Consider the following 24771-nt stretch of genomic DNA (forward strand, 5'->3'; position numbering starts at 1 on the left):
GAGTCCCGTGGGGCCGCAGGGACGTACCGGGCACGGCGGGGCGGCGGGGGCAGCCGCCCGAAAGGTGCCGCATGCGGTTCATCGGGTAGTTTGGCAGCTGACGTGGGGTGGCGATCCCGGGCGGCCGCCGCGTCGGCCGGCCGGCCCCCACGGCGGAACGGAGGCGCAGGAGTCGATGGTCCCCGAGGTCAGGACGCGACCGGACCCGGCACCGGACGGGGGGCGGTGAGGGCATGCCGCCGGACCTCGCCGGTCTCGTCGCCGCGGACACCGGTCCGGCGCTGCTGGACTCCCCGCTGAGCCAGGTGGTGCGCGACACGGGCGCCTCCATGGGCCTGGTCTACCTGATGACCCCCGAGCAGGACCTGCTGCGGCTGGCGGTGGTCGTCGGCGTCTCGCGCAAGATCGATACGATCTGGGGCCGGGTGGCGTCCGGCGCCTCCAGCCCCATCGCCGACGCGGTGCGCGAACGACGCATGGTGCTGCTGTGCGGCCACGAGGACACCGCCCGGCTGTACCCCCGGCTCGCCCTGGTCCTGCCGTACGACTTCCCGCTCGCCGCGGCCCCGATCACCAGCGGCTCCACCATCTGGGGCGCGCTGTGTCTGGTGTGGCCGGGCGGGCATCCTGGGCGGATCCCCCGGCGGGCCCGGGAGGCGTACCGCGGGGCCTGCGACCGCATGGGCCGCCTCCTGCGCAGGGCCGCCGAGGACGGCGAGCCGGTGCTGCCCCCCGCCGAGCCGCGGGTGCTGCCCGCGCTCCGCACCCGCACCCACAGCCCGGCCGAGGCCCTGGCCGCCGCCGACCTCGCGGAACGGCTCCCGGAGGGCTCCTTGGCCCTGGACCTGGACGGCCGGATCACCTTCGTCACGGAGACCGCCGCCGCCCTGCTCGGGGCGGAGGTGCCCGACCTCCTGGGCACCGAGCCCTGGGAGCTGCTGTCCTGGCTGGACGACCCGGTCTTCGAGGACCGCTTCCGCAGCGCGATGATCAGCCGCCGGCCCGGCTCGGCCACGGCATTGCGCCCACCGGACCGCTGGCTCACCTTCGAGCTCTACCCGGACGGCACCGGCGTGAGCCTCCGCGTCACGCCCGCCCCCACGCCCGAGGCCGCGGACACCCCCGCGGCGCAGCTGCCCGCGGGCCCCACACCGGACCGGGCCATCGCCCTGTACCACCTGCTGCACATGTCGGCCACGCTCACCGAGGCCGTCGGCACGCAGGACGTCATCGACCTGGTCGTCGAGCAGATGCTGTCCGTCTTCGGCGTGCAGGCCGTGGCCCTGCTGACCACCGAGGAGGGACGACTGCGGATCATCGGGCACCGGGGCTACCACGAGGACTTCATGGAGTCCGTCGACGCCCAGCCGATGGACGTCGACAACCCGGCCGTGCGCGTCCTCAAGACCGGGGTCCCGAGCTTCTTCGCCAACGTCGACGAGTTCCTGCGGATCTACCCCGGCACGGTCGTCCGGGACCGCAAGGCCGCCTGGGCCTTCCTGCCCCTGATCACCTCGGGCCGGCCCGTCGGCTCCATGGCCCTGGCCTACGACCGCCCGCACCCCTTCTCCTCCGGCGAGCGCAGCGTCCTCATCTCGATCGCCGGCCTGGTCGCGCAGGCCCTGGACCGGGCGCGGCTGTACGACGCCGAGCACAACCTCGCCATCAGCCTGCAGGCACGGCTGCTGCCCCGCGCCCTGCCGGACGTCCCCGGCCTGGAGGTGGCCGCCCGCTACATGCCGGCCACCCGCGGCATCGACATCGGCGGCGACTTCTACGACGTGATCCGGCTCGACACGACCACCTGCGCCGTGACGATCGGCGACGTCCAGGGTCACAACGTGAACGCCGCCGCGCTCATGGGGGAGGTCCGCACCGCCGTCCGCGCCACCGCGGGCGCCTCCCCCAGCGAGGTGCTGGCCCGCTCCAACCGGCTGCTCGTCGACCTCGACCCCGGCCTGCTCGCCAGCTGCCTCTACGCCCAGCTGGACCTGGAACGGCACACCGCCTGCGTGGCCACCGCCGGACACCCGCCGCCGGTGCTGCGGCACCCGGACGGCACCACGGAGGTGCTGCCGCTGCCGCCCGGCCCGCTGCTGGGCGTCGACCCCGACGCCTGCTACCCGACGACGGAGATCGCGCTGCCGCCCGGCGCGGTGCTCGCGCTGTACACCGACGGTCTGGTGGAGACCCCGGGCGTCGACATCGACGTGTCCGCCGCCGACCTCGCGGCGCACCTCGCCCGGGCCGGCCCGGACGCCTCGATGGACGCCCTGGCCGACAGCCTCCTCGGGCACGCCCAGCGGTCCGGCCCGCGCAACGACGACATCGCCCTGCTGCTCACCCACGTGACGGGACGGCCGGCCGGGCCCGCGGTGTGACGACCCCTCAGGGAGTCGTCCCGCCCCACGCCGGGCGGCCCTTGCGCATCGCCTTCCTCGCGAAATGGTTCCGCGAACCGGGCGCCCCGGCTGCTAGCATCGGGGCATGATCGCGAACCCGTACCACCGGCAGATGATGGCCCCCGCCCGGGGCCGCTGACACCGGACGCGTCCGCGTCTTCCGAGGCCCCCACCGGGGCCTCGATCCTTTTGCGCGTCGGAGCCCCGCCACCGTCCTTCCCGGAGGTTCCGATGACCGCGCCCCAGGCTTCCCATTTCTACGTCACCACCACCATCCCGTACGTCAACGCCCGCCCCCACCTCGGCTTCGCGCTCGAACTGGTGCAGGCGGACGTGCTGGCACGGCACCACCGCCGACGCGGGGAACCGGTGCGCTACCTCAGCGGCACCGACGACAACTCGCTGAAGAACGTGCTGGCCGCCGAGGCCGAGGGCATCCCCGTCCAGGACCTCGTGGACCGCAACGCGGCCGCCTTCGCGGCCCTGGACGGCCCGCTCGCGCTCTCCCTGGACGACTTCATCCGCACCAGCCGCGACCCCCGCCACCGCACGGGCGTGGAGCGGCTCTGGCGCCGCTGCGCCGACGCGGGCGACCTCTACCGCGAGCACTACGAGGGCCTGTACTGCGTGGGCTGCGAGCAGTTCTACACGCCGGACGACCTGGTGGGCGGCCGCTGCGCCGAGCACGGCACCGAGCCGCAGACGGTCGCGGAGGAGAACTGGTTCTTCCGGTTGTCCCGGTACACCGACGAGCTGCGCGGGCTGATCGAGGACGGGCGGCTGCGCATCGAGCCGGCCGCGCGGCGCAACGAGGTGCTCGCCCTGCTTGCGCGCGGGCTGCGCGACTTCTCCGTCTCCCGGTCCCAGACCCGGGCCCGCGGCTGGGGCATCCCGGTGCCCGGCGACCCCGGGCAGGTGATCTACGTCTGGTGGGACGCGCTCGGCAACTACGTCACCAGCCTCGGCTACGGCGGCCCCGACGGGGAGCGCGACGCGGCGTACGGCCGGTGGTGGGCGGGCGACGGGCGGCGCGTGCACCTGGTGGGCAAGGGCGTGCTGCGCTTCCACGCCGTCTACTGGCCCGCGATGCTGCTGTCGGCGGGGCTGCCGCTGCCGACGGACATCCTCGTCCACGACTACCTGACGGTGGAGGGGCGGAAGATCAGCAAGTCGGCGGGCACCACCGTCGACCCGGAGGAACTGACCGCCGAGCACGGCACCGACGCGGTGCGCTGGTGGCTGCTGCGCGAGGTGCCGCGGGTCGGAGACGCCGACTTCACGCGCGAACGGCTGGTCGCCCGCGCCGACGCGGACCTCGCCGGCGGGCTCGGCAACCTGGTGCACCGGGTGGTGACGATGGTCCACCGGTTCCGTGACGGCGTCGTCCCGGAGGCGGGCGGGCCCGGAGAGCCGGGCACGGAGGCCTTGCTGACGGCATGTCGGGAAACGCCCGACGCCGTCGCGGCGGCGCTGCACGACGTGGACTTCCGGCGTGCCACGGCCGCCGTCTGGCGGATCGTCGACGAGGCCAACCGCTGCATCGACGAGACCCGGCCCTGGGAGCTGGCCCGCGCCGAACGCCGGCACCGCAACGCCTCCGCCGGCCGCCGCCTGGACGCGGTGCTGGCCGCCCTCGTGCAAGCCTGCCGTGCACTCGCCGGTGAGCTGGAGCCCTTCCTGCCGGGTGCCGCGGCCCTGATCGCGCAGCGCTGCACGGCCGGGGACGACGGCCGCCTCCCGTCCCCCGCACCGCTGTTCCCCCAGTCCGGCACGGCGAAAGCCGCCCCGGCCGCGGCCCCGGCGGCACGGGCGACGGGCTGACCGCGGAGGGCCTTCGGTGTGGAGGCGGCTCGCGGGCCGTGGGCGGCGCGTGTCCGGGCTCCGGAGCGGGTGGCCGCTCCCGTGGTGCCCGTCCCGTCGCCGCCCGCGGATGCGGTGGCCGCTGCCGCGCCCTCGCTGCGTGGGGGCGCGCCGTAGGACGGGCCGCGGCACCAGGGTGTGAACGCCGGGCCCGGGCAAGCGCGCCTAGGTCGTGTCGTCACATGAGCTCCCCCGGCTCCGCTGGGAGGTGCCCCCAGGTGCGGTGCATCGCAAGGCGGAGAGTCGTCCTCGTAGTGGGCTACTCGGACGATTCGACAACTCCCCCGGCCGCAGGTTGGGGGAGGGCATGTGACGCCACGGCCTAACCCGCCAGCATCTTCTGGATCGCCTGCCGCGTCACCCCGAGCTCCCGTGCGATGTCGGCCTGCGACACGCCCTGGCCGATCAGGTCCTGCATCAACTCGCGCCGCTCGGCGGCGAACTGCTGGGCGAGACGGGCATGGTGGATGGCCTGCGCCCGCACCTCCTTGATGCGGCGGAGGGCAGGCTCGTGCGCGGAGAGGTCCCTGGTGTCTGCCATGCCCACAGGGTGACAACCCGGGGTTGTCGCTGTCAACCCCCTGTTGTCTGCCCCCGGTTCAGGTCGTGGCGGGTTTCCCCGAGGGCTCGGACTCCTCCCGTCCGTCCGCCCGGCCGGGGCCGGTCGCCGTGGACGGCAGGGCACGCCAGGGCAGGAGCAGGGCGCTGGCCAGGCACAGCACGCCCGCGACGACGATCGCCACGCGCACGCCCCCCACGGCGGCGATGGCGCCGCCGGCCAGCATGGACAGGGGCTGGGCCGTCTTGGAGCTCACCGACCACGCGGTCACCACCCGGGTCATGACGCCGTCGTCCGTGGCGGCCATGCGGTACGTGATGAACGACGGGTTGAAGACCCCGGCGGCCAGCAGCAGGAAGGTGTCGGCGGTGACCAGGACGACGGGCCCGAGGGGACCGGGCGGCGCCCAGGCGAGCAGCAGGAGCCAGGGGGTGCGCAGCACCCCGAACAGCAGCAGCACCCGGTGCGGGCCGAGCCTGCCGGTCAGCGGGGCGGTGAGGCGGGAGCCCAGGACACCGCCGAGGCACGGCAGCCCCAGCGCCAGGCCGTACTGCCACGGGGTGAAGTGGAGTTCGCGGAGCATCAGGACGGCCAGCAGCGGGTTGCTCATCATGATGGACCCGCCGAAGAGCATGGCGTTCCAGAAGAGCGGCCGCAGTCCGCGGTGCCCCAGGACGTAGGTCCAGCCGGCCACCAGGTCCCGGCCGCGGCCGTGCGACCCGGCCCGGGCCGGGGGCTCCGGTTCGGGGCCGCGGATCCGGCGGACGCCCAGCGCGGACAGCAGGAAGGAGACCGCGTCCACGGCCAGGGTGATCGTCGCCCCGAAGGCGGTGACGAGCAGTCCGCCGACCGGCGGCCCCGCGCTCAGGCTGAGCCAGTCGGTGGTCTCCAGCCGCGAGGCCGCCCGGAGACGGTCCCCCGGCGGGACGAGGCCCTTGAGGTGCGCGGTGCTTGCCGCGCCGAACACGATGGCCGCGGCCGCCTGGACGATGCCCACCAGGCACAACTGCGCGAAGGTGAGCACGCCGAGGGCCGCCGCGACCGGGACGCTGAGCAGCACGAGCCAGCGGAGCAGATCTGCGGTGATCATGACCGGCCGTTTACGGCGGTGTTCGATGCGGCCGCCCAGGGGGAGGGTGATGGCGGCGCCCGCGAGCGCCGACAGCGCCGCGAGGAGGGAGACCTGGAAGGTCGTGACGTCCAGCGCCAGGACGGCCACCAGCGGCAGGGCCCCGGAGCCGACCGCGCTCCCCGCCGCGCTCACCGCGTAGGCGCCCCACAGGCGGCCGAAGTCACGTCGTGCGTCCGTCACTTGCTCATCCGGCGAGGCCATGACGGCGGAGCCTAGGCCATGTCGTCACACGGCCCAGCGCCGGTGTCAGTCGCGGACGATCACCTGGGCGTGGTCACTCGCGCCGAGTTCCCGGAGGGTGCGGTGGATCCTGCGCAGAGCGCCGTCCCTGTCCACGTCGTCGTCGACCTCCAGGTCGAGGTGGCAGCTGCCCATGCCGGTCCCGGCGCCCGTGATCTCGCCGTCGGCCTCGAACGCGGCTGCGAGCGCCTCCTCGACCTCGTCGCGGTCGAGGGGTAGGGCCGTGAGGACGATCTCCACGAACACCGCGCGACCTCCTGCGAACCGGGTACCGGTGCACCCTGACGGCGACCGCGCCGGCCCGCTCCGGGCGACCCTTACCCTTGACCCTTGTGTCCTCTCTGCAAGCCGCCCTCGCCGGTCTCCTCGACGGGCTCCCGCCCGGCCGTGCCACCCAGGCCGTCGACCGGCTGATCGCCACCTACCGGGGGCGTACGCCCAGCAGCACTCCGATCCTCCGCGACCGCTCCGACGTCGCCGCCTACGCGGCGTACCGCATGCCGGCCACCCACGCCGCGGTCGGCGCGGCGCTGGCGGAGTTCCGGGCCCGTGCGGGGGAGTGGGCCCCGGCGAGCCACCTGGACGTGGGCGGCGGGACCGGCGCCGCGACCTGGGCGGTCGCCGACGCCTGGGAGGACGGGACGCACACCAGCACCGTCCTCGACTGGTCGGACGCGGCGCTCTCGCTCGGCCGGGAGCTGGCCGCCGGGGCGGAGCACACCGCCGTGCGGGACGCGCGCTGGCACAAGGCGCCGCTCGGCACCGGGGCACGGCTGCCCGAGGCGGACCTGATCACGTTGTCGTACGTCATCGGCGAGCTCACGGAGACCGACCGCGACGCGGTCGTCGACGAGGCGGCGCGCGCCGCGGCCGGCGCCGTGCTCGTCGTCGAACCGGGCACCCCGGACGGTTACGCCCGGGTCCTCGCGGCGCGCGAGCGGCTCATCGCGGCCGGCTTCCACGTCCTCGCCCCCTGCCCCCACGACGGCACCTGCCCGGTGCAGGCCCCGGACTGGTGCCACTTCGCGGCCCGGGTCGCCCGCACCTCGCTGCACCGGCAGGTCAAGGGGGGCTCCCTGCCGTACGAGGACGAGAAGTTCAGCTACGTCGCGGCCGCCCGCTTCCCCGCGGCGGGCGACGGCTCACCGGACCGTGTGGTGCGGCATCCGCAGATCCGCAAGGGACAGGTCCTCATCGACCTGTGCACGGTCGAGGACGGCCTGCGCCGCGACACCGTCAGCAAGCGGCACGGCGCGCTGTACCGTGCCGCCCGCGACGTCGCCTGGGGCGACGCGTGGCCGCCTCCTGCGGCGGAACCGGAGTAGCCCCGGGTCCGCGGGGCGACGGCCTGCCGCCGACGGCGTGCGGCACCGCGCGGGGCGCAGGGCCGCACCCTGCCGCGCGCTCACCGGTCGCCCAGCACCGCCATGGCCGCGTTGTGGCCCGGGACGCCGCTGACCCCGCCGCCGCGCACCGCGCCCGCCCCGCACAGCAGCACGTTCGCGTGCGCGGTCCCCACGCCCCAGGCGCCGCCGCCCGACTCCGCGTAGGGGAACGCCAGGTCGCGGTGGAAGATGTGCCCGCCGGGCAGGCCGACCTCCCGCTCCAGGTCGAGCGGGGACTTCGCCTCGATGCAGGGCCGCCCGTCCGCGTCCACCGCCAGGCACTCCGCCAGCGGTTCCGCGAGCACCGCGTCCAGCTGCGCCAAGGTCGCCTTGAGGAGGGTCTCCTTGGCCTGCGCGGGGTCGTCGGCGAAGAGCCGCGCCGGGGCGTGCAGCCCGAAGAGGGTGAGGGTGTGCACGCCTTGGGCGGCCAGGTCGGGGGCGAGGATCGACGGGTCCGTCAGCGAGTGGCAGTAGATCTCGGACGGCGGCGCCGTGGGCACCGCGCCCTCGGCCGCCTCGCGGTAGGCCCGGTCCAGCTGGGTGTACGACTCGGCGACGTGGAAGGTGCCGGCGAAGGCGTCGCGCGGGTCGACCGCGGTGTCGCGCAGCCGCGGCAGCCGCCGCAGCAGCATGTTCACCTTGAGCTGCGCGCCTTCGGGCTTCTGCGGGGCCGCCTCGCCCAGCAGTCCGGCCAGCGCGTACGGGGAGGCGTTGACCAGCACGTGCCCCGCGCCCACGCTGCCGCCCTCGAACGACACCTCGGCCCGCGTGCCGTCGGTTGCGACGGCCGTGACCTCGGTGCCGGTCAGGATCTCCGCCCCGGCCGACCGGGCCGCGTCCGCCAGGGCGTCGGTGAGGGCGCCCATGCCGCCGACGGGCACGTCCCAGTCACCCGTGCCGCCGCCGATGACGTGGTAGAGGAAGCAGCGGTTCTGCAGCAGGGAGGGGTCGTGCGCGTGGGTGAAGGTGCCGATCAGGGCGTCGGTCAGCACCACGCCGCGCACCAGGTCGTCCTCGAAGGCGGCCTCGACGGTCTCGCCCAGCGGCCGCTCGAACAGCGCCGACCAGGCCTCCGGGTCGTCCACGGTCCGCTCCAGCTCGGCCCGGGACGGCAGCGGCGCGGTCAGCGTCGGGAAGACGCGCTCGGCGACCCGCTGCGTCATGCCGTAGAAGCGCTGCCAGGCCTCGAAGTCGCGGTCGGAGCCGGTCAGCCGGACAAAGCTCTCGCGGGTCGCGGACGGCGACTCGGCGTCGACGAGGAGCCCGCCGTCGCCGTACGGGGTGTAGGAGGAGATGCGGCGGCGCCGGACGGCGAAGCGCAGCCCCAGGTCGTCGACGATCTTCCGGGGCAGCAGGCTCACCAGGTACGAGTACCGGGACAGCCGTGCGTCCAGACCGGTGAACGCCCGCGTGGAGACGGCGGCGCCGCCGGTGCCCGGGAGCCGCTCCAGCAGGAGCACGGAGCGGCCCGCGCGGGCGAGGTACGCGGCGGCGACCAGGCCGTTGTGGCCGCCGCCGACGATCACGACGTCGTACGAGGGGTGAAGGGGCAGCTGCGACATGGGCCCTTTCGTATCACGCTCAGTCGCGCAGCTCCATGGTGCAGCACTTCACGCTGCCCCCGGCCTTGTGCAGTTCGGACATGTCCACCGGCACCGGCTCGAAGCCGCGCTCGCGCAGCCGCCGCAGCAGCCCGGTGGCCCCGGAAGGGACCAGGACGTTCAGGCCGTCGCTGACGCAGTTGAGCCCGAAGGCCGTGGCGTCCTGGCGGGTGGCGGTCAGCGCGTCGGGGAAGAGCCGGCGCAGCACCGCGCGGCTGCCGGGGGAGAAGGCGTCCGGGTAGTACATGATCTCGTCGCCGGCGAGCACGCACAGCGCCGTGTCGAGGTGGTAGAAGTGCGGGTCGGTGAGCTCCAGGCCGATGACGGGGCGGCCGAAGAACTCCTGGAGCTCGGCGTGCGACAGCGGGCTGCTGCGGAAGCCCTTCCCGGCCAGCAGCCAGCTGTCGGTGACGGCGAAGTCCCCCTCGCCCTCGTTGACGTGGTGCGGGTCGTGCACCTCTCCGTAACCGCGGTTCAGGAACCACTCGCGGTGCGCGGGCGCCTCCGCGGCCCGCTCGGCGTTGGCGAAGCGGGCTCCGAAGACCCGGCCGTCGACCACGGTGGCGCCGTTGGCGGCGAAGACCATGTCCGGCAGGCCCGGCAGCGGCTGCAGGATCTCGACGGTGTGCCCCAGCGAGCGGTAGCGGTCACGGAGGTCCTCCCACTGGAGCAGGGCGAGCGCGGGGTCGACCGGCTTCGTGGGGTCCATCCAGGGGTTGATGGAGTACGTGACGCGGAAGTACGTGGGAGGACACATCAGATACCGGCGGTACGAGGCGGTGCGCGCTGCGCTCAATGAAGGCTCCTCGCGGTGTGGTTGAGGCCGTAGTGACATGGTGGACCCACAGCGGACACCCCGCACCGGATTGCGGACGCAAACACCCCCCGGCGGAGCCCTCCCAGAAGCACGAGGAGGCCGTCTGCCGGGTTGTCCAAAGTTCCCCTTATGATTCGGGGGTGTTCGATTCCAGGCACATCAAGACCTTCCACACCGTGGTCACGGCCGGCTCCTACTCGGCCGCTGCGGTGGCGCTGGGCTACACCCAGCCCGCGGTCACCCAGCAGATGAAGGCCCTGGAGCGCTCGGTGGGCACCGCGCTCTTCGTCCGCGTCGGGCGGCGCATGCGGCTGACCGAGGCGGGTGAGGCGCTGGCGCGGCACGCCGAGACGATCCTCGACAGCATCACCGTGGCCTGGGAGCAGATAGGCGCGGTGACCCGGCTGGAGACCGGCCGGGTGAGGCTGTGCGCCTTCCCCAGCGCCAACGCCACCTTGATCCCCGAGGCGCTGGCCCTGCTCGCGGCCGAGCACCCCGGGATACGGGTCGAGCTGCTGGGGGACGAACCGCCCGACTCGCTGGAGCGGGTCACCCGCGGCGAGTGCGACATCACCCTCGCCTTCACCTACCCGGGGCTGCACGAGGCAGTGCCGGACGACCTGGTCGAGATCCCGCTGCTGGAGGACCAGCTCATGGTCCTGATGCCGGCCGGGCACCGGCTGGCCAGGTCCCGCTCGGTCAGGCTCGGCGACCTGGCCGACGAACGCTGGATCGCCGGCTGCATGCGCTGCCGGGTCAACTTCCTCCACGAGTGCGCCGAGCTGGGCTTCGCCCCCGACATCGCCTTCGCCACCGACGACAACCTCGTGGTCCAGTCGCTGGTCGCGGAGGGGCTGGGGGTCGCGATGATGCCCGGGCTGGTGCTGTCCTTCATGCGGCTGGACCGGGTCACCGGCCGGCCGCTGGACCCCGTCTCCCGCCGCCGGGTCGCGGCGTACGTGCCGCGCGACCATCTGCGGATCCCGGCCGCGGCCCTGGTGCTCGACGCGCTCAAGGCGGTCGCCGAGCGGCGCAGCGGCTGCTGACCCGCACCCCATCCATAAGGAGGGGCAAAGCGGGGTGAAGGAACTGTCAGTGGACGCGCGGGCCCGTACGCACGGACGCTGCGGACATGACCTCCGCGACCGTTCCGGCGCTCTCCGCGCCCACCGCCCGGCTGGCCCGCCTCGTCGACGAGGTGCGCGAGACGGTCGGCCGCGGCCTGCCGCCCGGCCCGACGGCCCACCTGGTGGGCGAGCGGCTCGCGCCGCACCTCGGCGCCGCCGACCTGCTGGCCGAGCGGCACCGCGAGGGCGACCCGGACCGCTACCGGCAGCACATCCTGCACGCCGAGGAGGACGGCAGCTTCTCGATCGTCGCCCTGGTCTGGCTGCCGGGGCAACGGACGTCCATCCACGACCACGTCTCCTGGTGCGTCACGGGGGTGCACCAGGGCCAGGAGCACGAGCGCCGCTACCGGCTGGTCCCCGACGGCACCGGCTCCCGCCTCGTCCCGACCCAGGACGTCGTCAACGCCCAAGGCGAGGTCTGCGGCTTCGCGCCGCCCGGCGACATCCACCAGGTGTGGAATGGCGGGACCGGCAAGGCCATCTCGCTGCACATCTACGGTGCCGACATCTCCCGCCTGGGCTCCAGCGTGCGGCGGGTCTACCGGCTGCCGGTCGGCGAACGGTGAACCTCCGCACCGCGACGCGCACCCCCGTGCCCGTCCCCCGTGGGGCGGCGCCGACCGCCCGCCCCGCCGCGTCCCCCGCCGGAGGCGGCGCGGGCCGCCGCCGGGCCGTCGCGACCGTGCTGCCCGGCCTGCTGGTCACCGCCCTCGGCGCCGTCCTGGCGACCGCACTGCACCGGCTGCTGCCCGCCGTGCCGGTGCCCACCACCGCCGTCCTCCTCGGCATCGCCGCCGCGAACCTGCCGGGCCTGCGCGCGACCCTGCGCGGCCGGGCCCGGCCGGGGCTCACCTTCGCCGGGAAACGGCTGATGCGCATCGGCATCGTGATCCTGGGACTGCAGCTGGGCCTCGACGACGTGGTCGGCCTCGGCTGGGCCACGGCCGGCATGGTGGTGTGCGTCGTGGCCGCCACCTTCTGGGGCACCCTCTGGCTCGGCCGCCGCATGGGCCTGCGCGGCGACCAGCCGCTGCTCATCGCCACCGGCTACTCCATCTGCGGTGCCTCCGCCATCGGCGCGGTGAGCCAGGTCAGCGGCAGTGACGAGGAGGACGTGGCCGCGTCCGTCGCCCTGGTCACGCTCTGCGGCACCCTCGCCATCGGCGTGCTGCCGCTGCTGCACCACCCGCTCGGCCTGGACGACGTGCAGTTCGGCCGCTGGGCCGGAGCCGGCGTGCACGACGTCGGACAGGTCGTCGCGACGGCCCAGACCGCGGGCCCGGCGGCACTCGGTGAGGCGGTGCTCGTCAAGCTGATGCGCGTCGCGCTCCTGGCACCCCTGGTCGCAGCCGTCGCCTACGCCCTGCGCCGGCGGCACGCCATGTCGGGTGCCGCGGGGCCGGACGCCGCCGCCTCCGCGCGGCGGACCCCGCTGCTGCCCCTGTTCGTCGTGGGCTTCCTCGTCATGATCGCCGTGCGCAGCACCGGAGTCCTGCCGGCCGGCGTGCTCGACGGAGCACAGCAACTGCAGCAACTGCTGCTGGCCATGGCCATGGTGGGGCTCGGCAGCATGGTGCACCTGCGCGCCCTGGCGCGAACCGGGCCGCGTGTGGCCGCCGTCGGCCTGATCTCCTGGACCCTCATCGCCACCGTCTCCTACGCCGGTGTGCTCCTCACCAGTTGACGACCCCGGCCGGCGGCCCGACGACGAGCGCGGTACCGGCCTGCTGGATGGTGCCGTCCAGGGCGGAGCCGACACCCGTCTTCCCGGCAGGGACGGTGGCCATGAGGCCGCCGACGGCAAAGCCGGTGCCATGCGCCCGGCACCCCGCCCGGGCCCGCCTCTAAGGTGAGCGCATGCCGACACCGCAGACCGACCCCGACGACGCCCTGCTCCCGGACACCCGCCGGGCCCTGCTGCACCGCGTCGCGGTCGCCCAGTCCAGCAGCCGCACCCCCTCCCTCGTGGGGGCCGTCGTCCGGGACGGCGAGGCCGTGTGGACCGGAGCGCGCTCCTGCGTGGACGGGCATGCCCCGGACGGGGACACCCAGTACCGGATCGGCTCCCTCACCAAGACCTTCGTGGCCGTCCTGGTGATGCGGCTGCGCGACGCGGGACGCCTCGGGCTGGACGACCCCGTCGAGAAGCACATCGGCGGCACCCCCGCCGACGGGGTCACCGTGCGCCAACTCCTCACCCACACCGCCGGACTGGCCGCGGAGACCCCCGGCCCCTGGTGGGAGCGCACGCCCGGCGCGCTGCGGCCGGAGACGGCCGACCTCCTCGGCGGGACGCCGCGGCTGCACCCCGCCGGCGAACGCCACCACTACTCCAACCCCGGGTACGCCCTGCTCGGCGCCGTCGTCGAGGCGCTCCACGACGGCCGGCCCTGGGACGAGGTGCTGACCGCCGAGGTCCTGGAACCGCTGGGGATGACCCGTACGACGCGCCGCCCGCAGGCCCCGCACGCCGGCGGCTGGGCCGTCCACCCGTACGCCGAGCTGATGATGGCCGAGGCCGTGCAGGACACCGGCCTGATGGCCCCCGCGGGCGAACTGTGGTCGACCGCCGACGACCTGTGCCGCTGGGCCGCCTTCCTCGCCGCGGGCGACGAGCGCGTCCTGGTGCCCGCGACGCTGGAGCAGATGCGCCGGCCGGCCGCGCCGGGCGGTGACCAGGGCCTCGGCGTGCAGCTGATGAAGACCCCGGACGGCCGGGTTCTGGTGGGGCACGGCGGATCGATGCCCGGCTTCGTGGCCGGGCTGTGGTGCGACACGGAGGAGGGACTCGGCGCGGTCGTCCTCGCCAACTCCACCACCGGCGCCCCGACCACGACGATCGCCGCCGACCTGCTGCGCATCGTCGCCGAGCGCGAGCCCCGCATCCCGGAGCCCTGGCGGCCCGACTCCGACCCCGACCCGGAGCTGCTCGCCCTCACCGGCCCCTGGTACTGGGGCACCGCCCCGCACGTCCTGCGCCTGCGCACCGGCCGCGACCTGGAACTCACCGCCCTGTCCGGCACCGCCCGCGGCGCCCGCTTCCGCGCGGAACCGGACGGCACCTGGACCGGCCTGGACGGCTACTACGACGGCGAGACCCTGCGCGCGGTGCGCGCCCCCGACGGCACCGTCGGCCATCTCGACCTCGGCTCCTTCGTCTTCACCCGCACCCCCTACGACCCGGCGGCCCCGGTCCCGGGCGGAGTCGACCCCTCGGGCTGGACCTCCCCCCTCGGCTAGGCCGCGTCCCCACATGAGCTCCCCCAGCTCCGCTGGGGGTGCCCCACCGCCCGGAGGGCGGGCCCAGCGGCTCCCCCGGCTCCGCTGGGAGGTACCCCCAAGTGCGGTGCATCGCAAGGCGGAGAGTCGCCCTCGTAGTGGGCTACTCGGACGATTCGACAACTCCCCCTAGCCGAAGGCTGGGGGGAGTGCCGTGCCTGGGGGCACCTCCCAGCGCCAGCTGGGGGAGCGCCGCGGGGCAGGCAGGACTTTGACGACGCGGCCTGCGCGGTACGGGTGCCCGAACGGCGGGGACCAGCCGGGTCGTCGCGGGTCAGGGGGTCAGGGGATCAGGCGGTCAGCGGGAACTCGCGGCCCAGCGCGGCGAAGACCGCCGAGTTGTGGGCGAAGGCCCGCCGGCACTCCTCCACGACGCGCTGCTTCTCGAGGTCGTCGACCGGCAGGGCGTCCAGCAGGCTCCGGTACTCGCGCTTGAACGCCGCGGGGTTGCCGATCGCGTCGAAGACGTAGAAGCGCACGCCGTCGCCCTTGCGGGAGAAGCCCCAGGTCTTCTCCGCGATGCCGCGGATGACCTGGCCGCCCGAGAGGTCGCCGAGGTAGCGGGTGTAGTGGTGGGCGACGTAGCCCGCCGGCCACGCGCGGGCGGTCTCGGTGACGCGGCGGGCGTACGCGAGGGTCTCGGGCAGCGCGCCGGCGCTGTCGCGCCAGCCGGGGGCGAGCAGGTGGTCCAGGTCGCGTTCCAGGGCGGCGACGCGCATCAGCTCCGGACGCAGGAAGGGCCCGGCCACGGGGTCGCCGGCCAGTTGCGCGGCGGTGTCCTCCAGCGCCCGGTAGACGAACCAGAGCTGCTCGGTGTAGCGCGCGTACGCTGCGACCCCCAGGCGGCCGCCGAGCAGGTCGCCGATGAACGTCGAGGTCTCGGCCTCGGTGTGCCGGTCGTGGCTGGCGGAGCGGATGACGGCCGAGAACGGTGCGGTCGCGGAGCCGTGGGCTGGCGTCAAGGGAATCCTCCTGCGTCGGGCCTGCAGGAATCGTCGCAACTTAGGGGACCCTAAGTCCATGGGTTGCCGACAACCTGTCGGGAAACCAGGTTAGCGCGGATCCGCCCTCCGGGGCGGACGGCGCGTCGTCCCGCGGGTGACGGTGGTCACGGAGGGGAGGCCGGTGCCGGTCGTCGCCCCGGGTGCCGCGGGCAGCGGGGACAAGCGGGGACAAGGGAAACGTGCCCGGATCCGCCCGGGACGGGGGACGCCCTGCAGGGGGACCCCGCGCGCGGCCGGAATGCGGACGGGGAGCAGGATGGTTTCCACCATCCGTGGATTCCGCTTACGGCCTTTCCCTCGTTACGTAGGGTGGAGCAAGGGTTCACGGGGCGAGGAAAGGGGCTCGATGGTCACCAAGGGCAGGTTGTCCGACTGGCTGCGCCGCAAGGCGGGGGAGCGCGGTGCCGGAGTGGACGGGGCCGCGGTCCGCGCGGCCGCCGGTGGCCGGAACGGGGACGACCTGCGCCGGGACGAGCTCCTCCTGGAAGCCGCGGACGCCGGCCTGCCGCTGGCGCCGGCCGCCCACCCGTCGCCCGTGTCCGGTTACCGCTGTTCCTGCGACCGGATCGGCTGCCCCACCCCGGGCACGCACCCCGTCTCCTTCGCCTGGCAGACCCAGGCCACCACGGACGCGGAGCAGGTCAGGCGCTGGCTGCGCGCGCACCCCCTGGCCAACTTCATCACCGCCACCGGCATCGCCCACGACGTCCTGGACGTACCCGCCGAGGCGGGCCGGATCGCCCTGGAGCGGCTGGCCGCCGAGGGTTCCGCGGCCGGGCCCGTCGCGGTCTCCGACGGGCGCATGCTGTTCTTCACCGCCACCCGTGCCACGGCCGACGAGGACGAGTGGTGGCCGTGCGAGCTGGACTGCCATCCCGAGACCCTCGACGAGCACCCGGGCCTGCGCTGGCACCACCGCGCCAGCTACGTGCTGCTCCCGCCCTCGCGTCTGCCCTCCGGCGCCACCGTCGCGTGGGTCGCCGGCCACGGCCCCGAGCAGGTGCTGCCCGACCCGCTGCCGCTGCTCGGGGTGCTGACCGACGCCTGCGCCCAGGTCGAGCCCGAGCCCGAGACGGCCGGCTGGCTGCACTGACCCCGGCCCGGGGGCCGTGAAGCGGTCGGGAGCCCGGCGGCCTCAGCCCTCGTCACCGACCGGAACCGCTGCGGACGGCCTGACGGCCGGCGCGCTGACCCTGCCGGGGCGCAGGAAGAGGAACATCGTGGGCGCGAGGTACAGCGCCCAGACCGCCACCTGCAGCCAGGTCGGGTCCGGCTGGAAGTTGAACACGCCCTTGAGCAGCGTCCCGTACCACGAGTCCGGCGGGATCTGGTCGCTGACGTCGAAGGCCTCGGTCCCCAGCCCCGGCAGCCAGCCGGCCTCCTGCAGGTCGTGGAAGCCGTACGCGAGCACGCCCGCCGCGACCACCACCAGCATGGCGCCGGTCCAGGTGAAGAACTTGGCCAGGTTGATGCGCAGCGCGCCCCGGTAGAACAGCCAGCCCAGCACCACCGAGGTCAGCAGGCCCAGCACCGCGCCCACCAGCGGGCGCACGCCGTCGTCGGTGGCCTGCACGGCGGTCCAGATGAACAGGGAGGTCTCCAGCCCCTCACGCCCCACGGCGAGGAAGGAGGTGATCACCAGTGCCCCGGTGCCCATGGCGATCGCGGCGTCCAGCTTGCCGTGGAGTTCGGCCTTCAGGTGCCGCGCGGTGCGCCGCATCCAGAAGACCATCCAGGTCACCAGGCCGACCGCGACGATCGACAGCGAACCGCCCAGCGCCTCCTGCGCCTCGAAGGTCAGCTCGGAGGAGCCGAACTGCAGGGCGGCGCCGAAGGCCATGCTCACCAGGACCGCGGTGCCGACGCCGAGCCAGACCGGCGGCAGCTTGTCCTTGCGGTCGGTCTTCACCAGGTACGCGACCAGGATGCAGACCACCAGGCTGGCCTCCAGGCCCTCACGGAGCCCGATCAGGTAGTTGGCGAACACCGCCGGTCACTTCCTCTCAGTCGTTCTGGAAGAGCTCGCGGCCCCACCAGTCGTCCTTGTCCCGGACGCCCGGCGGTACGGCGTAGACGGCCGAACCCACGTGCTGGATGTACTCGTTGAGGGAGTCGAGCTTCGCGAGCCGCATCTGCAGCGGCACGAAGCCGTCCCGGACGTCGCGCTGGTACGCGATGAAGAACAGCCCGGCGTCCAGGCGGCCCAGGCCGTCGGTGCCGTCGGTGAAGGAGTAGCCGCGGCGCAGGATCGTCAGACCGCTGTTGTCCGGGTGCGCCAGCCGGACGTGCGCGTCCGGGAGCATCGCCTTGAAGTCCGGGGCGTCGTGCTCGCGCTGCCTGCCGATCGGAGCGCCCTCGCCCTTCGTCCGGCCGAAGATCTGCTCCTGCTCCTGCAGCGGGGTGCGGTCCCAGGTCTCGATGTGCATCCGGATGCGGCGGGCGACGAGGTACGAGCCGCCGGCCATCCAGGACGGGCCGTCCTTGGCGGACACCCACACGTGCTCGTCCTGGGTGGCCCTGTCGGAACCCGCGACGTTGTGCGTGCCGTCCTTGAAGCCCATCAGGTTGCGCGGGGTCTGCTCCTCGGGAGTGGTCGAGGAGGTCTTGCCGAAGCCGAGTTGCGACCAGCGCATCGCGACCTTGCCGAAGCCGATCCGGGCCAGGTTGCGGATGGCGTGCACGGCCACCTGCGGGTCGTCCGCGCAGGCCTGGACGCACAGGTCGCCGCCGCTGCGGTTCGGGTCGAGGGCGTCACCGGGGAACTTGGGCAGGTCCACCAGCGCCCCGGGGCGGTGCGCCTTCAGCCCGAAGCGGTCCGCGCCGTCCTTCGTCGTGAACAGTGAGGGGCCGAAGCCGATGGTGAGGGTGAGCCGGGAGGGCTGCAGGCCCAGCGCCTCACCGGTGTCGTCCGGCGGGGCCTCGGCGAGGCCTCCGACCGCGCCCTCGCCGACCGGCCGGCCCTGCGTCATCTTCCGGGCGGCGTCGGTCCATTCCTTCAGGAGCGCGACCAGTTCCCCGCGGTCCTCGGTCTTGACGTCGAAGGACGCGAAGTGGAGCCGGTCCTGCACCGGGGTCGTGATGCCGGCCTGGTTCTCCCCGTGGAAGGCGATCGCGCTGCCCGCGGCGCCCGCGGGCTGCACGTCGTCCCCGGAGCGGACCGCGGCCACGGCGCCGCCGGCCGCGGCGGCCGCGACGACGACACCCGCACCGGTCCAGCCGAGCACCTTACGACGCGACGTGACACTCTCATCGGACATGGTCCACAGCCCCCGGGGTTACTTGGCGACAGCCGAGGCGAGCTTCGACAGGGGCTCGGCGAGCGCGTTGACCGCGTCCGAGAGCTCCTTGCGCTGGTCCTTGCCGACGGTGTCGTAGGAGACGAACTCCGTGGTGCTGCCGCCCTTGCGGTACTTGTCGAGCAGCGCCGTCAGGGCCGGGAACTGCTTGTCGAGGTCGGCGGTGAGCGCCGCGTCGTTCTCGGCGGCGACCGGCTTCAGCAGTTCGTAGGCCTTCATCGCGCCCTCGACGTTGGCCTGGAAGTCCGACAGGTCGGTGTGGGAGTAGCGGTCCTCCTCACCGGTGATCTTGCCGGTGGCGACCTCGTCCAGCAGCTCCTTGGCGCCGTTGGCCATGCTGGTGGCGGTGATGTCGGCCTTGCCGACGCGGGTCTGCCAGTCCTTCAGGTCGGTGACGAGCTGGTCGGCGAGGGCGCCCTCCTCGGCCCCGGCCTTCTTGTCCTGCCACAGGGACTTCTCCAGCCGGTGCCAGCCGGTCCACTTCTGGCCGTCCTCCAGGCCGTCCTCGCGGGTGTCGGTCAGCGGGTCGATGTCGCCGAAGGACTCGGCGACCGGCTCGGTGCGCTCCCAGCCGACCCGGGAGGGCGCGAAGAGCGACTTGGCCTTCTCCACGTCGCCCGCCTTCACGGCGTCGGCGAACTGCTGGACCACCGGGATCGTCTGGTCGGCCTGCTCCTGGGCGTACTTGCGGTACGCGGCCACGGCGGCGTCCAGCCGCGGGTCGCTCTTGGCGGCGCCCTTGCCGGTGACGGTGATCTTCTGGCGGATGCCGTCGCCCTTCATGCCGGGCTTGCAGGCGATCTGGTACGTACCGGCCTTGATCTCGGCGGTGATGGTGGCCTTGGTGCCGGGGCCGATGTTCTCCCGCTCGGTCACGATCTGGTCGCTGGCCGTGTAGACGTAGACCTCGGTGACCTTGGAGCCCTTGTTCTCGACGGCCAGCTGCACGTGCCCGGCCGGGAAAGTCGTCCTGGAGACCTCGCACTTGGTGTCCGTCGCGGTCACCGTGACGGCGTCGGACGCCTTGCCGTCCGCCTTCTCCGCGCACCCGGTGACGGCGGTGACGGCGACCACTATGCCGGCGGCGGCTACTGCGGACATGCGGACGGCGGACATGCGGTCTCCAGGCGGCTCGGGAAGCTATGACTTAGGCAAGCCTCTCCTGTGAAAGGCTTGCCTAACCTATCCGAGGCCTATCGCGACACGGCCGCATTTCGGTAAAGGAATCCCCATGAGGAGGTCAAGGCAGCGTCAGGATCTCCGCGCCTGTGTCCGTCACCACAAGGGTGTGTTCAAACTGCGCGGTGCGCTTGCGGTCCTTGGTGACGACCGTCCAGCCGTCGTCCCAGATCTCGTACTCGTGGGTGCCCAGGGTCAGCATCGGCTCGATGGTGAAGGTCATGCCCGGCTTCATGGTCGTGGTCGCACGCGGGTCGTCGTAATGCGGGACGATCAGGCCGGAGTGGAAGGCGGTGTTGATGCCGTGGCCCGTGAAGTCGCGCACGACACCGTAATCGAACCGTTTGGCGTAGGACTCGATGACCCGGCCGATCACATTGATCTGCCGTCCGGGCTTCACCGACTTGATGGCGCGATTCAGGGATTCCCGGGTGCGCTCCACCAACAGCCTTGATTCCTCGGCGACTTCGCCGACGAGATACGTGGCGTTGGTGTCCCCGTGCACTCCGTGGATGTAGGCGGTGACGTCCAGGTTGACGATGTCGCCGTCGCGCAGCCCCGTGGAGTCGGGGATGCCGTGGCAGATGACCTCGTTGATGGAGGAGCACAGGGACTTGGGGAAACCCCGGTACCCGAGGTCCGAGGGGTAGGCCTGGTGGTCGCACATGTACTCGTGCGCGATCCGGTCCAGTTCGTCGGTGGTGACACCCGGCGCGATCGCCTTCGCCGCCTCCTCCATGGCCCGCGCGGCGATCCGCGAGGCGATCCGCATCTTCTCGATCGTCTCCGCCGACTGCACCTCCGGGCCGTCGTACGGCCGCGGCGCGGGCCTGCCCACGTACTCCGGACGCGGGATCGAGGCGGGCACGGGACGGGTGGGGGAGAGCTTGCCGGGAACCAGGACAGACATGTCAGCGAGTGTATCGGCGGCCGGTCGGGCAGCATGGCGGCAGGACGTCGTACGAGGAGGGACGATGGCGTTGTTCAGGCGAGTCCGCAAGCCCGCGGGGAAGCCCGGCGAGTGGTTCTACTGCATCGAGCACCACAAGGTCGAGGAGGGGCCGGAGTGCCCCGCCAAGGACCGGATGGGGCCGTACCCGAGCCGCGCGGACGCGGAGCGGGCGATGGAGACGGCCGCCGAGCGGAACCTGCAGTGGGAGAACGACCCGCGGTGGAAGGACCGCTCACGGGAGGGCGGGGAGGAGTGAGCCCGCCGGGGGCCGACGGGTGCACGATGGAAGGGTGAAGCTCGGGCTGGCCGGCGACACCATGCTCGGCCGCATGGTGGCCGCGCGGCTGGCCGAGGCCCCTCCGGAGGCGCTGTTCTCCGAGGAGGTCGTGGCCGTCGCGCGGGAGGCGGACCTCTTCGTCCTCAACCTGGAGTGCGCGATCTCCGACCGCGGTGAGCCCTGGCCCGACCCCTTCAAGCCCTTCTTCTTCCGTGCCCCGCCCGTCGCCGTGCGCGCCCTGACGCACCTGGGCGTGAGCTGCGTCAACCTGGCCAACAACCACGCCCTGGACTACGGCCGGACGGCGTTGCTGGACACGCTGGAGCACCTGGCCGCCGCGGGGATCGCCGCCGTCGGGGCCGGACCGGACGAGAGTGCGGCGCGCGCCCCGGCGGTGCTGGGCGGCCCCGGGGGCGCGGCGGGCCGCCCGAGCCTGGGCGTCGTCGGCGTCACCGACCATCCGGCGGAGTACGCCGCGGGACCGGACCGCCCCGGGGTGGCCTACGCGGACCTGCGCCAGGGCGTCCCGCGCTGGCTCACCGACGGCGTCGCGAGCCTGGGCGCGCGGACGGCGGCGGTGCTCGCCACCCCGCACTGGGGGCCCAACATGACCACCGGCCCGGCCCGCTACATCCGGGACGCCGCCGGGGCCCTGCGCACGGCGGGCGCCACACTCGTCGCGGGCAGTTCCGCGCACGTCTTCCACGGTGTGACGGACGGGGTGCTCTACGACCTCGGCGACTTCGTCGACGACTACGCGACCGATCCGCGGCTGCGCAACGACCGCGGCCTGTTCTTCCTCGTCACCTTCGACCCCGCCGGCCACCGCCCCGTCCGGCTGGAGGCGGTGCCGATCGCCCTCGACTTCTGCTTCACCCGGCTGGCCGACCGCGGTGAACGGGCCTGGATCGCCCGGCGGTTCCGGCGCGCCTGCGCCGGGTTCGGGCACCGGGTCACAGAGGAGGGCGGGCGGCTGGTGGTCCGCTGGGACGGCGAAGCTACCGACCCGTAGCACAGACGGCCCCCTCCTGTCCGAGATTCCGAACGGATTGAGGTCCAGACCAACGACGCTCCGTTTCCAAGGGCACGTGGACCGGATCCGACCGACGGCCGGTCGGAGGAAAGGGGCCCCCATGTCCAGGAAACGCACGATGAGCACCAAGCAGAAGATCGCGCTCATGACCGGCGCGGCCACCCTGGCCGGCGGCTTCGCCGTGGTGACCATGAGCATGGGTCATGCGTCGGTGGTGTGCGACGGGCTCGACCAGGCGCTGCGCAACAACGAGAGCTTCATCGCGGCCCAACGCGCCGATCCCGACTCCCAGTCGGCGGCCCGGATCGCCAACCGCGAGGCGGTGATCAAGCAGATCAACGTGCAGCGGGAGGCCTCCGGATGCGGTGCCGCGCAGGCGGCGCCCGCGGCGCCCGCCGCCCCGGCCGGAAAGGGTCAGGGCCAGAACCAGCAGGGCCAGAACCAGGGGCAGAACCAGGGCCAGAACCAGGGTCAGGCCGCGCCGCCGGCCGGCGGCGCCGTCGGCCAGGTCGTCTGCGCGGGCTCGACGGTCACCCTCTCCGGCGAGAGCGGCGCGCCCGCCGCCTCCAGCAACCAGTTCCCGCTGGGCACCAAGCTCAAGGTGACCAACCTGGACAACAACAAGTCGACCACGGTGTCGGTGACCTCGACCTCGGGGAGTTGTGCGCTGCTGAACAACGCGGCCTTCGAACAGGTCCGGGAGCCCGGCAAGTTCCTGATCAGGAAGGCGCGCATCGAACGCGTCGGCTGACCGGGGGACCCCGCGGCCGGTCCGGGCCACTGCCGTACCAGGAAGCGGCAGTGGTCCGGACCTCTTGACGGGAGCACGACACTTCGCTTCAATCCGCGTGACAGGTCCAGACCAACGGTCCAGACCACTCGCACAGCGCAGCCCCCCGCCGCCCCCCACTGGGAGGTCACGTGCTCTTCCGTCGTCATGTCCCCCGTACCGGATCGCGCAGATCCCGCATCCTGGCCGGCGTCACCGCCGCCTTCCTCGCCGCCGCGGGCAGTCTGATCGCCCTGCCCGGCACCGCCCACGCCGCCAACCTCGTCGCCAACCCGGGCTTCGAGAGCGGCAGCCTCTCCGGCTGGTCCTGCTCCGGCGGATCGGTCGTCGGCAGCCCCGTGCACAGCGGCACCAAGGCACTCGCCGGCGCCGTCAGCAGCAGCGACACCGCCCAGTGCACCCAGACCGTCTCCGTACAGCCCAACACCGCGTACTCGCTGACCGGTTGGGTGCGCGGCGCGTACGTCTACCTCGGGGTGACCGGCGGCGCGTCCACCTGGACCCCGTCCGCCGCCTCCTACACCCAGCTGACCGTCCCCTTCACCACCGGCGCCTCGCAGACCAGCGTCCAGATCTACGTGCACGGCTGGTACGCCCAGGGCACCTACAACGCCGACGACATCAGCCTCGACGGCCCCGGCGGCGGGGGCGGCGGTGACACCCAGGCGCCCACCGCGCCCAGCGGCCTGACCTCCACCGGCAAGACCTCCTCCAGCGTCTCGCTGTCCTGGAACGCCGCCACCGACAACACCGGCGTCACCAGCTACGACGTCTACCGCGGCAGCACCCTGGCCACCACCGTGACCGGCACCTCCGCCACCGTCACCGGCCTGGCCGCGAGCACCTCGTACACCTTCACCGTCAAGGCGCGCGACGCCGCGGGCAACACCTCGGCCGCCTCCAACGCCGTGACCGTCACCACCAACGCGGGCGGCGGCGGGGGCACCGGCTTCAAGCAGGCCGCGCCCTACCTCTACCTCGGCTGGGGCGACCCGCCGAGCCCGTCCACGGTGATGAGCGCCACCGGCATCAAGTGGTTCACGATGGCCTTCATCCTCTCCTCCGGCGGCTGCAACCCCGCCTGGGACGGCTCCCGGCCGCTGACCGGCGGCACCGACCAGTCCACCATCAACGCGATCCGCGCCGCGGGCGGTGACATCGTCCCGTCCATCGGCGGCTGGAGCGGCAACAAGCTCGGCCCCAACTGCTCCACGCCCGAGGCGCTCGCCGGCGCCTACCAGAAGGTGATCGACGCCTACGCCCTCAAGGCGATCGACGTCGACATCGAGAACACCGACGAGTTCGAGAGCGAGGTCGTCCAGGACCGCGTCCTGAACGCGCTCAAGATCGTCAAGCAGAACAACCCCGGCATCCGGACGATCGTCACCTTCGGCACGTCGACGACAGGCCCGAGCTACTGGGGCAACCGCCTCGTCGAGCGGGCCAACGCGCTCGGCGCCAACATCGACGTCTTCACCATCATGCCGTTCGACTTCGGCGGCGGCGCCGACATGTACGGCAACACCGTGAACGCCGCCGAGGGCCTGAAGGCCAAGCTGAAGTCCACCTTCGGCTGGGACGATGCCACCGCCTACGCCCACCTCGGCATCTCCGGCATGAACGGGCTGAGCGACCAGCAGGAGAACACCACCCCGGCCATCTGGACCCAGATCCGGGACTGGGCCAACTCCCACCACATCGCCCGGCTCGCCTACTGGGCCGTCAACCGGGACCGCCCGTGCCCCGGCGGCGGCGTGACCAGCAACTGCTCCGGCATCAGCCAGAGCACCTGGCAGTTCACCTCGATCACCGCCGGCTTCACCGGCTGATCGGAC

The 24771-nt window shown here is 73.3% G+C and carries 22 protein-coding genes; 12 read left to right on the forward strand and 10 right to left on the reverse strand.

Annotation, left to right across the window (positions count from 1 at the left end):
* Nucleotides 1-233: 233 nt before the first annotated feature.
* On the forward strand, nucleotides 234-2381 hold the full coding sequence (locus tag PV410_RS03525; RefSeq protein WP_500322223.1) for a SpoIIE family protein phosphatase: 2148 nt from the start codon (nucleotides 234-236) through the stop codon (nucleotides 2379-2381).
* 252 nt (nucleotides 2382-2633) lie between these two features.
* Nucleotides 2634-4223 (forward strand): methionine--tRNA ligase, encoded by a 1590-nt coding sequence (metG, locus tag PV410_RS03530; protein WP_500322224.1) that lies wholly within the window; start codon nucleotides 2634-2636, stop codon nucleotides 4221-4223.
* A gap of 361 nt (nucleotides 4224-4584) precedes the next feature.
* On the opposite strand, the gene PV410_RS03535 is transcribed toward metG, so the two are convergent.
* From PV410_RS03535 to PV410_RS03545, 3 genes are all read right to left on the reverse strand, one after another.
* On the reverse strand, nucleotides 4585-4803 hold the full coding sequence (locus tag PV410_RS03535; RefSeq protein WP_499511567.1) for a TrfB-related DNA-binding protein: 219 nt from the start codon (nucleotides 4801-4803) through the stop codon (nucleotides 4585-4587).
* A gap of 58 nt (nucleotides 4804-4861) precedes the next feature.
* Nucleotides 4862-6133, reverse strand: coding sequence for an MFS transporter (locus tag PV410_RS03540; protein ID WP_500322226.1), 1272 nt, complete (start codon nucleotides 6131-6133; stop codon nucleotides 4862-4864).
* Nucleotides 6134-6199: 66 nt separating this feature from the next.
* Nucleotides 6200-6439, reverse strand: a complete 240-nt coding sequence (locus PV410_RS03545; protein WP_500322228.1) for a hypothetical protein — start codon at nucleotides 6437-6439, stop codon at nucleotides 6200-6202.
* A gap of 86 nt (nucleotides 6440-6525) precedes the next feature.
* Between PV410_RS03545 and PV410_RS03550 the strand changes: the two genes are divergently transcribed.
* Nucleotides 6526-7518, forward strand: coding sequence for a small ribosomal subunit Rsm22 family protein (locus PV410_RS03550; RefSeq protein ID WP_500322229.1), 993 nt, complete (start codon nucleotides 6526-6528; stop codon nucleotides 7516-7518).
* An 80-nt stretch (nucleotides 7519-7598) separates the two neighbouring features.
* Here PV410_RS03550 and PV410_RS03555 read toward each other — a convergent pair whose 3' ends face one another.
* The gene (locus PV410_RS03555; RefSeq protein ID WP_500322400.1) at nucleotides 7599-9131 is read right to left on the reverse strand and encodes a phytoene desaturase family protein; all 1533 of its coding nucleotides are present in this window, start codon (nucleotides 9129-9131) and stop codon (nucleotides 7599-7601) included.
* 28 nt (nucleotides 9132-9159) lie between these two features.
* A complete protein-coding gene (ddaH, locus tag PV410_RS03560; protein WP_500322231.1) occupies nucleotides 9160-9975 on the reverse strand; it encodes a dimethylargininase in 816 nt (271 codons plus the stop codon).
* Between the two features lie 161 nt (nucleotides 9976-10136).
* On the opposite strand from ddaH, the gene PV410_RS03565 reads away from it, so the two are divergent.
* From PV410_RS03565 to PV410_RS03580, 4 genes are all read left to right on the forward strand, one after another.
* Nucleotides 10137-11042 (forward strand): LysR family transcriptional regulator, encoded by a 906-nt coding sequence (locus PV410_RS03565; protein ID WP_500322233.1) that lies wholly within the window; start codon nucleotides 10137-10139, stop codon nucleotides 11040-11042.
* A gap of 86 nt (nucleotides 11043-11128) precedes the next feature.
* Nucleotides 11129-11692, forward strand: coding sequence for a cysteine dioxygenase family protein (locus PV410_RS03570; RefSeq protein ID WP_500322234.1), 564 nt, complete (start codon nucleotides 11129-11131; stop codon nucleotides 11690-11692).
* A gap of 26 nt (nucleotides 11693-11718) precedes the next feature.
* Complete coding sequence (locus PV410_RS03575) at nucleotides 11719-12810, forward strand: YeiH family protein (protein ID WP_500322235.1); 1092 nt, start codon at nucleotides 11719-11721, stop codon at nucleotides 12808-12810.
* Nucleotides 12811-12983: 173 nt separating this feature from the next.
* Nucleotides 12984-14366 carry a serine hydrolase domain-containing protein gene (locus PV410_RS03580; protein ID WP_500322236.1) on the forward strand — a complete coding sequence of 461 codons (1383 nt, stop codon included), beginning with the start codon at nucleotides 12984-12986 and terminating at the stop codon, nucleotides 14364-14366.
* 329 nt (nucleotides 14367-14695) lie between these two features.
* On the opposite strand, the gene PV410_RS03585 is transcribed toward PV410_RS03580, so the two are convergent.
* Entirely contained in the window at nucleotides 14696-15367 is a 672-nt protein-coding gene (locus tag PV410_RS03585; RefSeq protein ID WP_500322237.1) for a biliverdin-producing heme oxygenase, read from the reverse strand.
* 388 nt (nucleotides 15368-15755) lie between these two features.
* Between PV410_RS03585 and PV410_RS03590 the strand changes: the two genes are divergently transcribed.
* Nucleotides 15756-16502, forward strand: a complete 747-nt coding sequence (locus PV410_RS03590) for a bifunctional DNA primase/polymerase (RefSeq protein ID WP_500322238.1) — start codon at nucleotides 15756-15758, stop codon at nucleotides 16500-16502.
* A gap of 42 nt (nucleotides 16503-16544) precedes the next feature.
* Here the strand turns inward: PV410_RS03590 and efeU are convergent, their stop codons facing one another.
* The 4 genes from efeU to map form a co-directional block, all read right to left on the reverse strand.
* Nucleotides 16545-17396 (reverse strand): iron uptake transporter permease EfeU, encoded by an 852-nt coding sequence (gene efeU / locus PV410_RS03595; protein ID WP_500322239.1) that lies wholly within the window; start codon nucleotides 17394-17396, stop codon nucleotides 16545-16547.
* Nucleotides 17397-17412: 16 nt separating this feature from the next.
* Entirely contained in the window at nucleotides 17413-18666 is a 1254-nt protein-coding gene (gene efeB, locus PV410_RS03600; RefSeq protein ID WP_500322240.1) for an iron uptake transporter deferrochelatase/peroxidase subunit, read from the reverse strand.
* An 18-nt stretch (nucleotides 18667-18684) separates the two neighbouring features.
* Nucleotides 18685-19821 carry an iron uptake system protein EfeO gene (efeO, locus tag PV410_RS03605; protein WP_500322241.1) on the reverse strand — a complete coding sequence of 379 codons (1137 nt, stop codon included), beginning with the start codon at nucleotides 19819-19821 and terminating at the stop codon, nucleotides 18685-18687.
* A gap of 124 nt (nucleotides 19822-19945) precedes the next feature.
* Nucleotides 19946-20794: a type I methionyl aminopeptidase gene (map, locus tag PV410_RS03610; protein ID WP_500322242.1), complete on the reverse strand. Its 849-nt coding sequence runs from the start codon at nucleotides 20792-20794 to the stop codon at nucleotides 19946-19948.
* 64 nt (nucleotides 20795-20858) lie between these two features.
* On the opposite strand from map, the gene PV410_RS03615 reads away from it, so the two are divergent.
* From PV410_RS03615 to PV410_RS03630, 4 genes are all read left to right on the forward strand, one after another.
* On the forward strand, nucleotides 20859-21092 hold the full coding sequence (locus PV410_RS03615; RefSeq protein ID WP_499511552.1) for a hypothetical protein: 234 nt from the start codon (nucleotides 20859-20861) through the stop codon (nucleotides 21090-21092).
* 34 nt (nucleotides 21093-21126) lie between these two features.
* On the forward strand, nucleotides 21127-22125 hold the full coding sequence (locus tag PV410_RS03620; RefSeq protein ID WP_500322243.1) for a CapA family protein: 999 nt from the start codon (nucleotides 21127-21129) through the stop codon (nucleotides 22123-22125).
* A 121-nt stretch (nucleotides 22126-22246) separates the two neighbouring features.
* Nucleotides 22247-22897, forward strand: a complete 651-nt coding sequence (locus tag PV410_RS03625) for an SCO2207 family protein (RefSeq protein ID WP_500322244.1) — start codon at nucleotides 22247-22249, stop codon at nucleotides 22895-22897.
* A gap of 170 nt (nucleotides 22898-23067) precedes the next feature.
* Nucleotides 23068-24765, forward strand: coding sequence for a carbohydrate binding domain-containing protein (locus tag PV410_RS03630; protein ID WP_500322245.1), 1698 nt, complete (start codon nucleotides 23068-23070; stop codon nucleotides 24763-24765).
* Nucleotides 24766-24771: the final 6 nt, after the last annotated feature.

The sequence above is a fragment of the Streptomyces sp. PA03-5A genome (assembly GCF_033792725.1).
Lineage (GTDB): Bacteria > Actinomycetota > Actinomycetes > Streptomycetales > Streptomycetaceae > Actinacidiphila.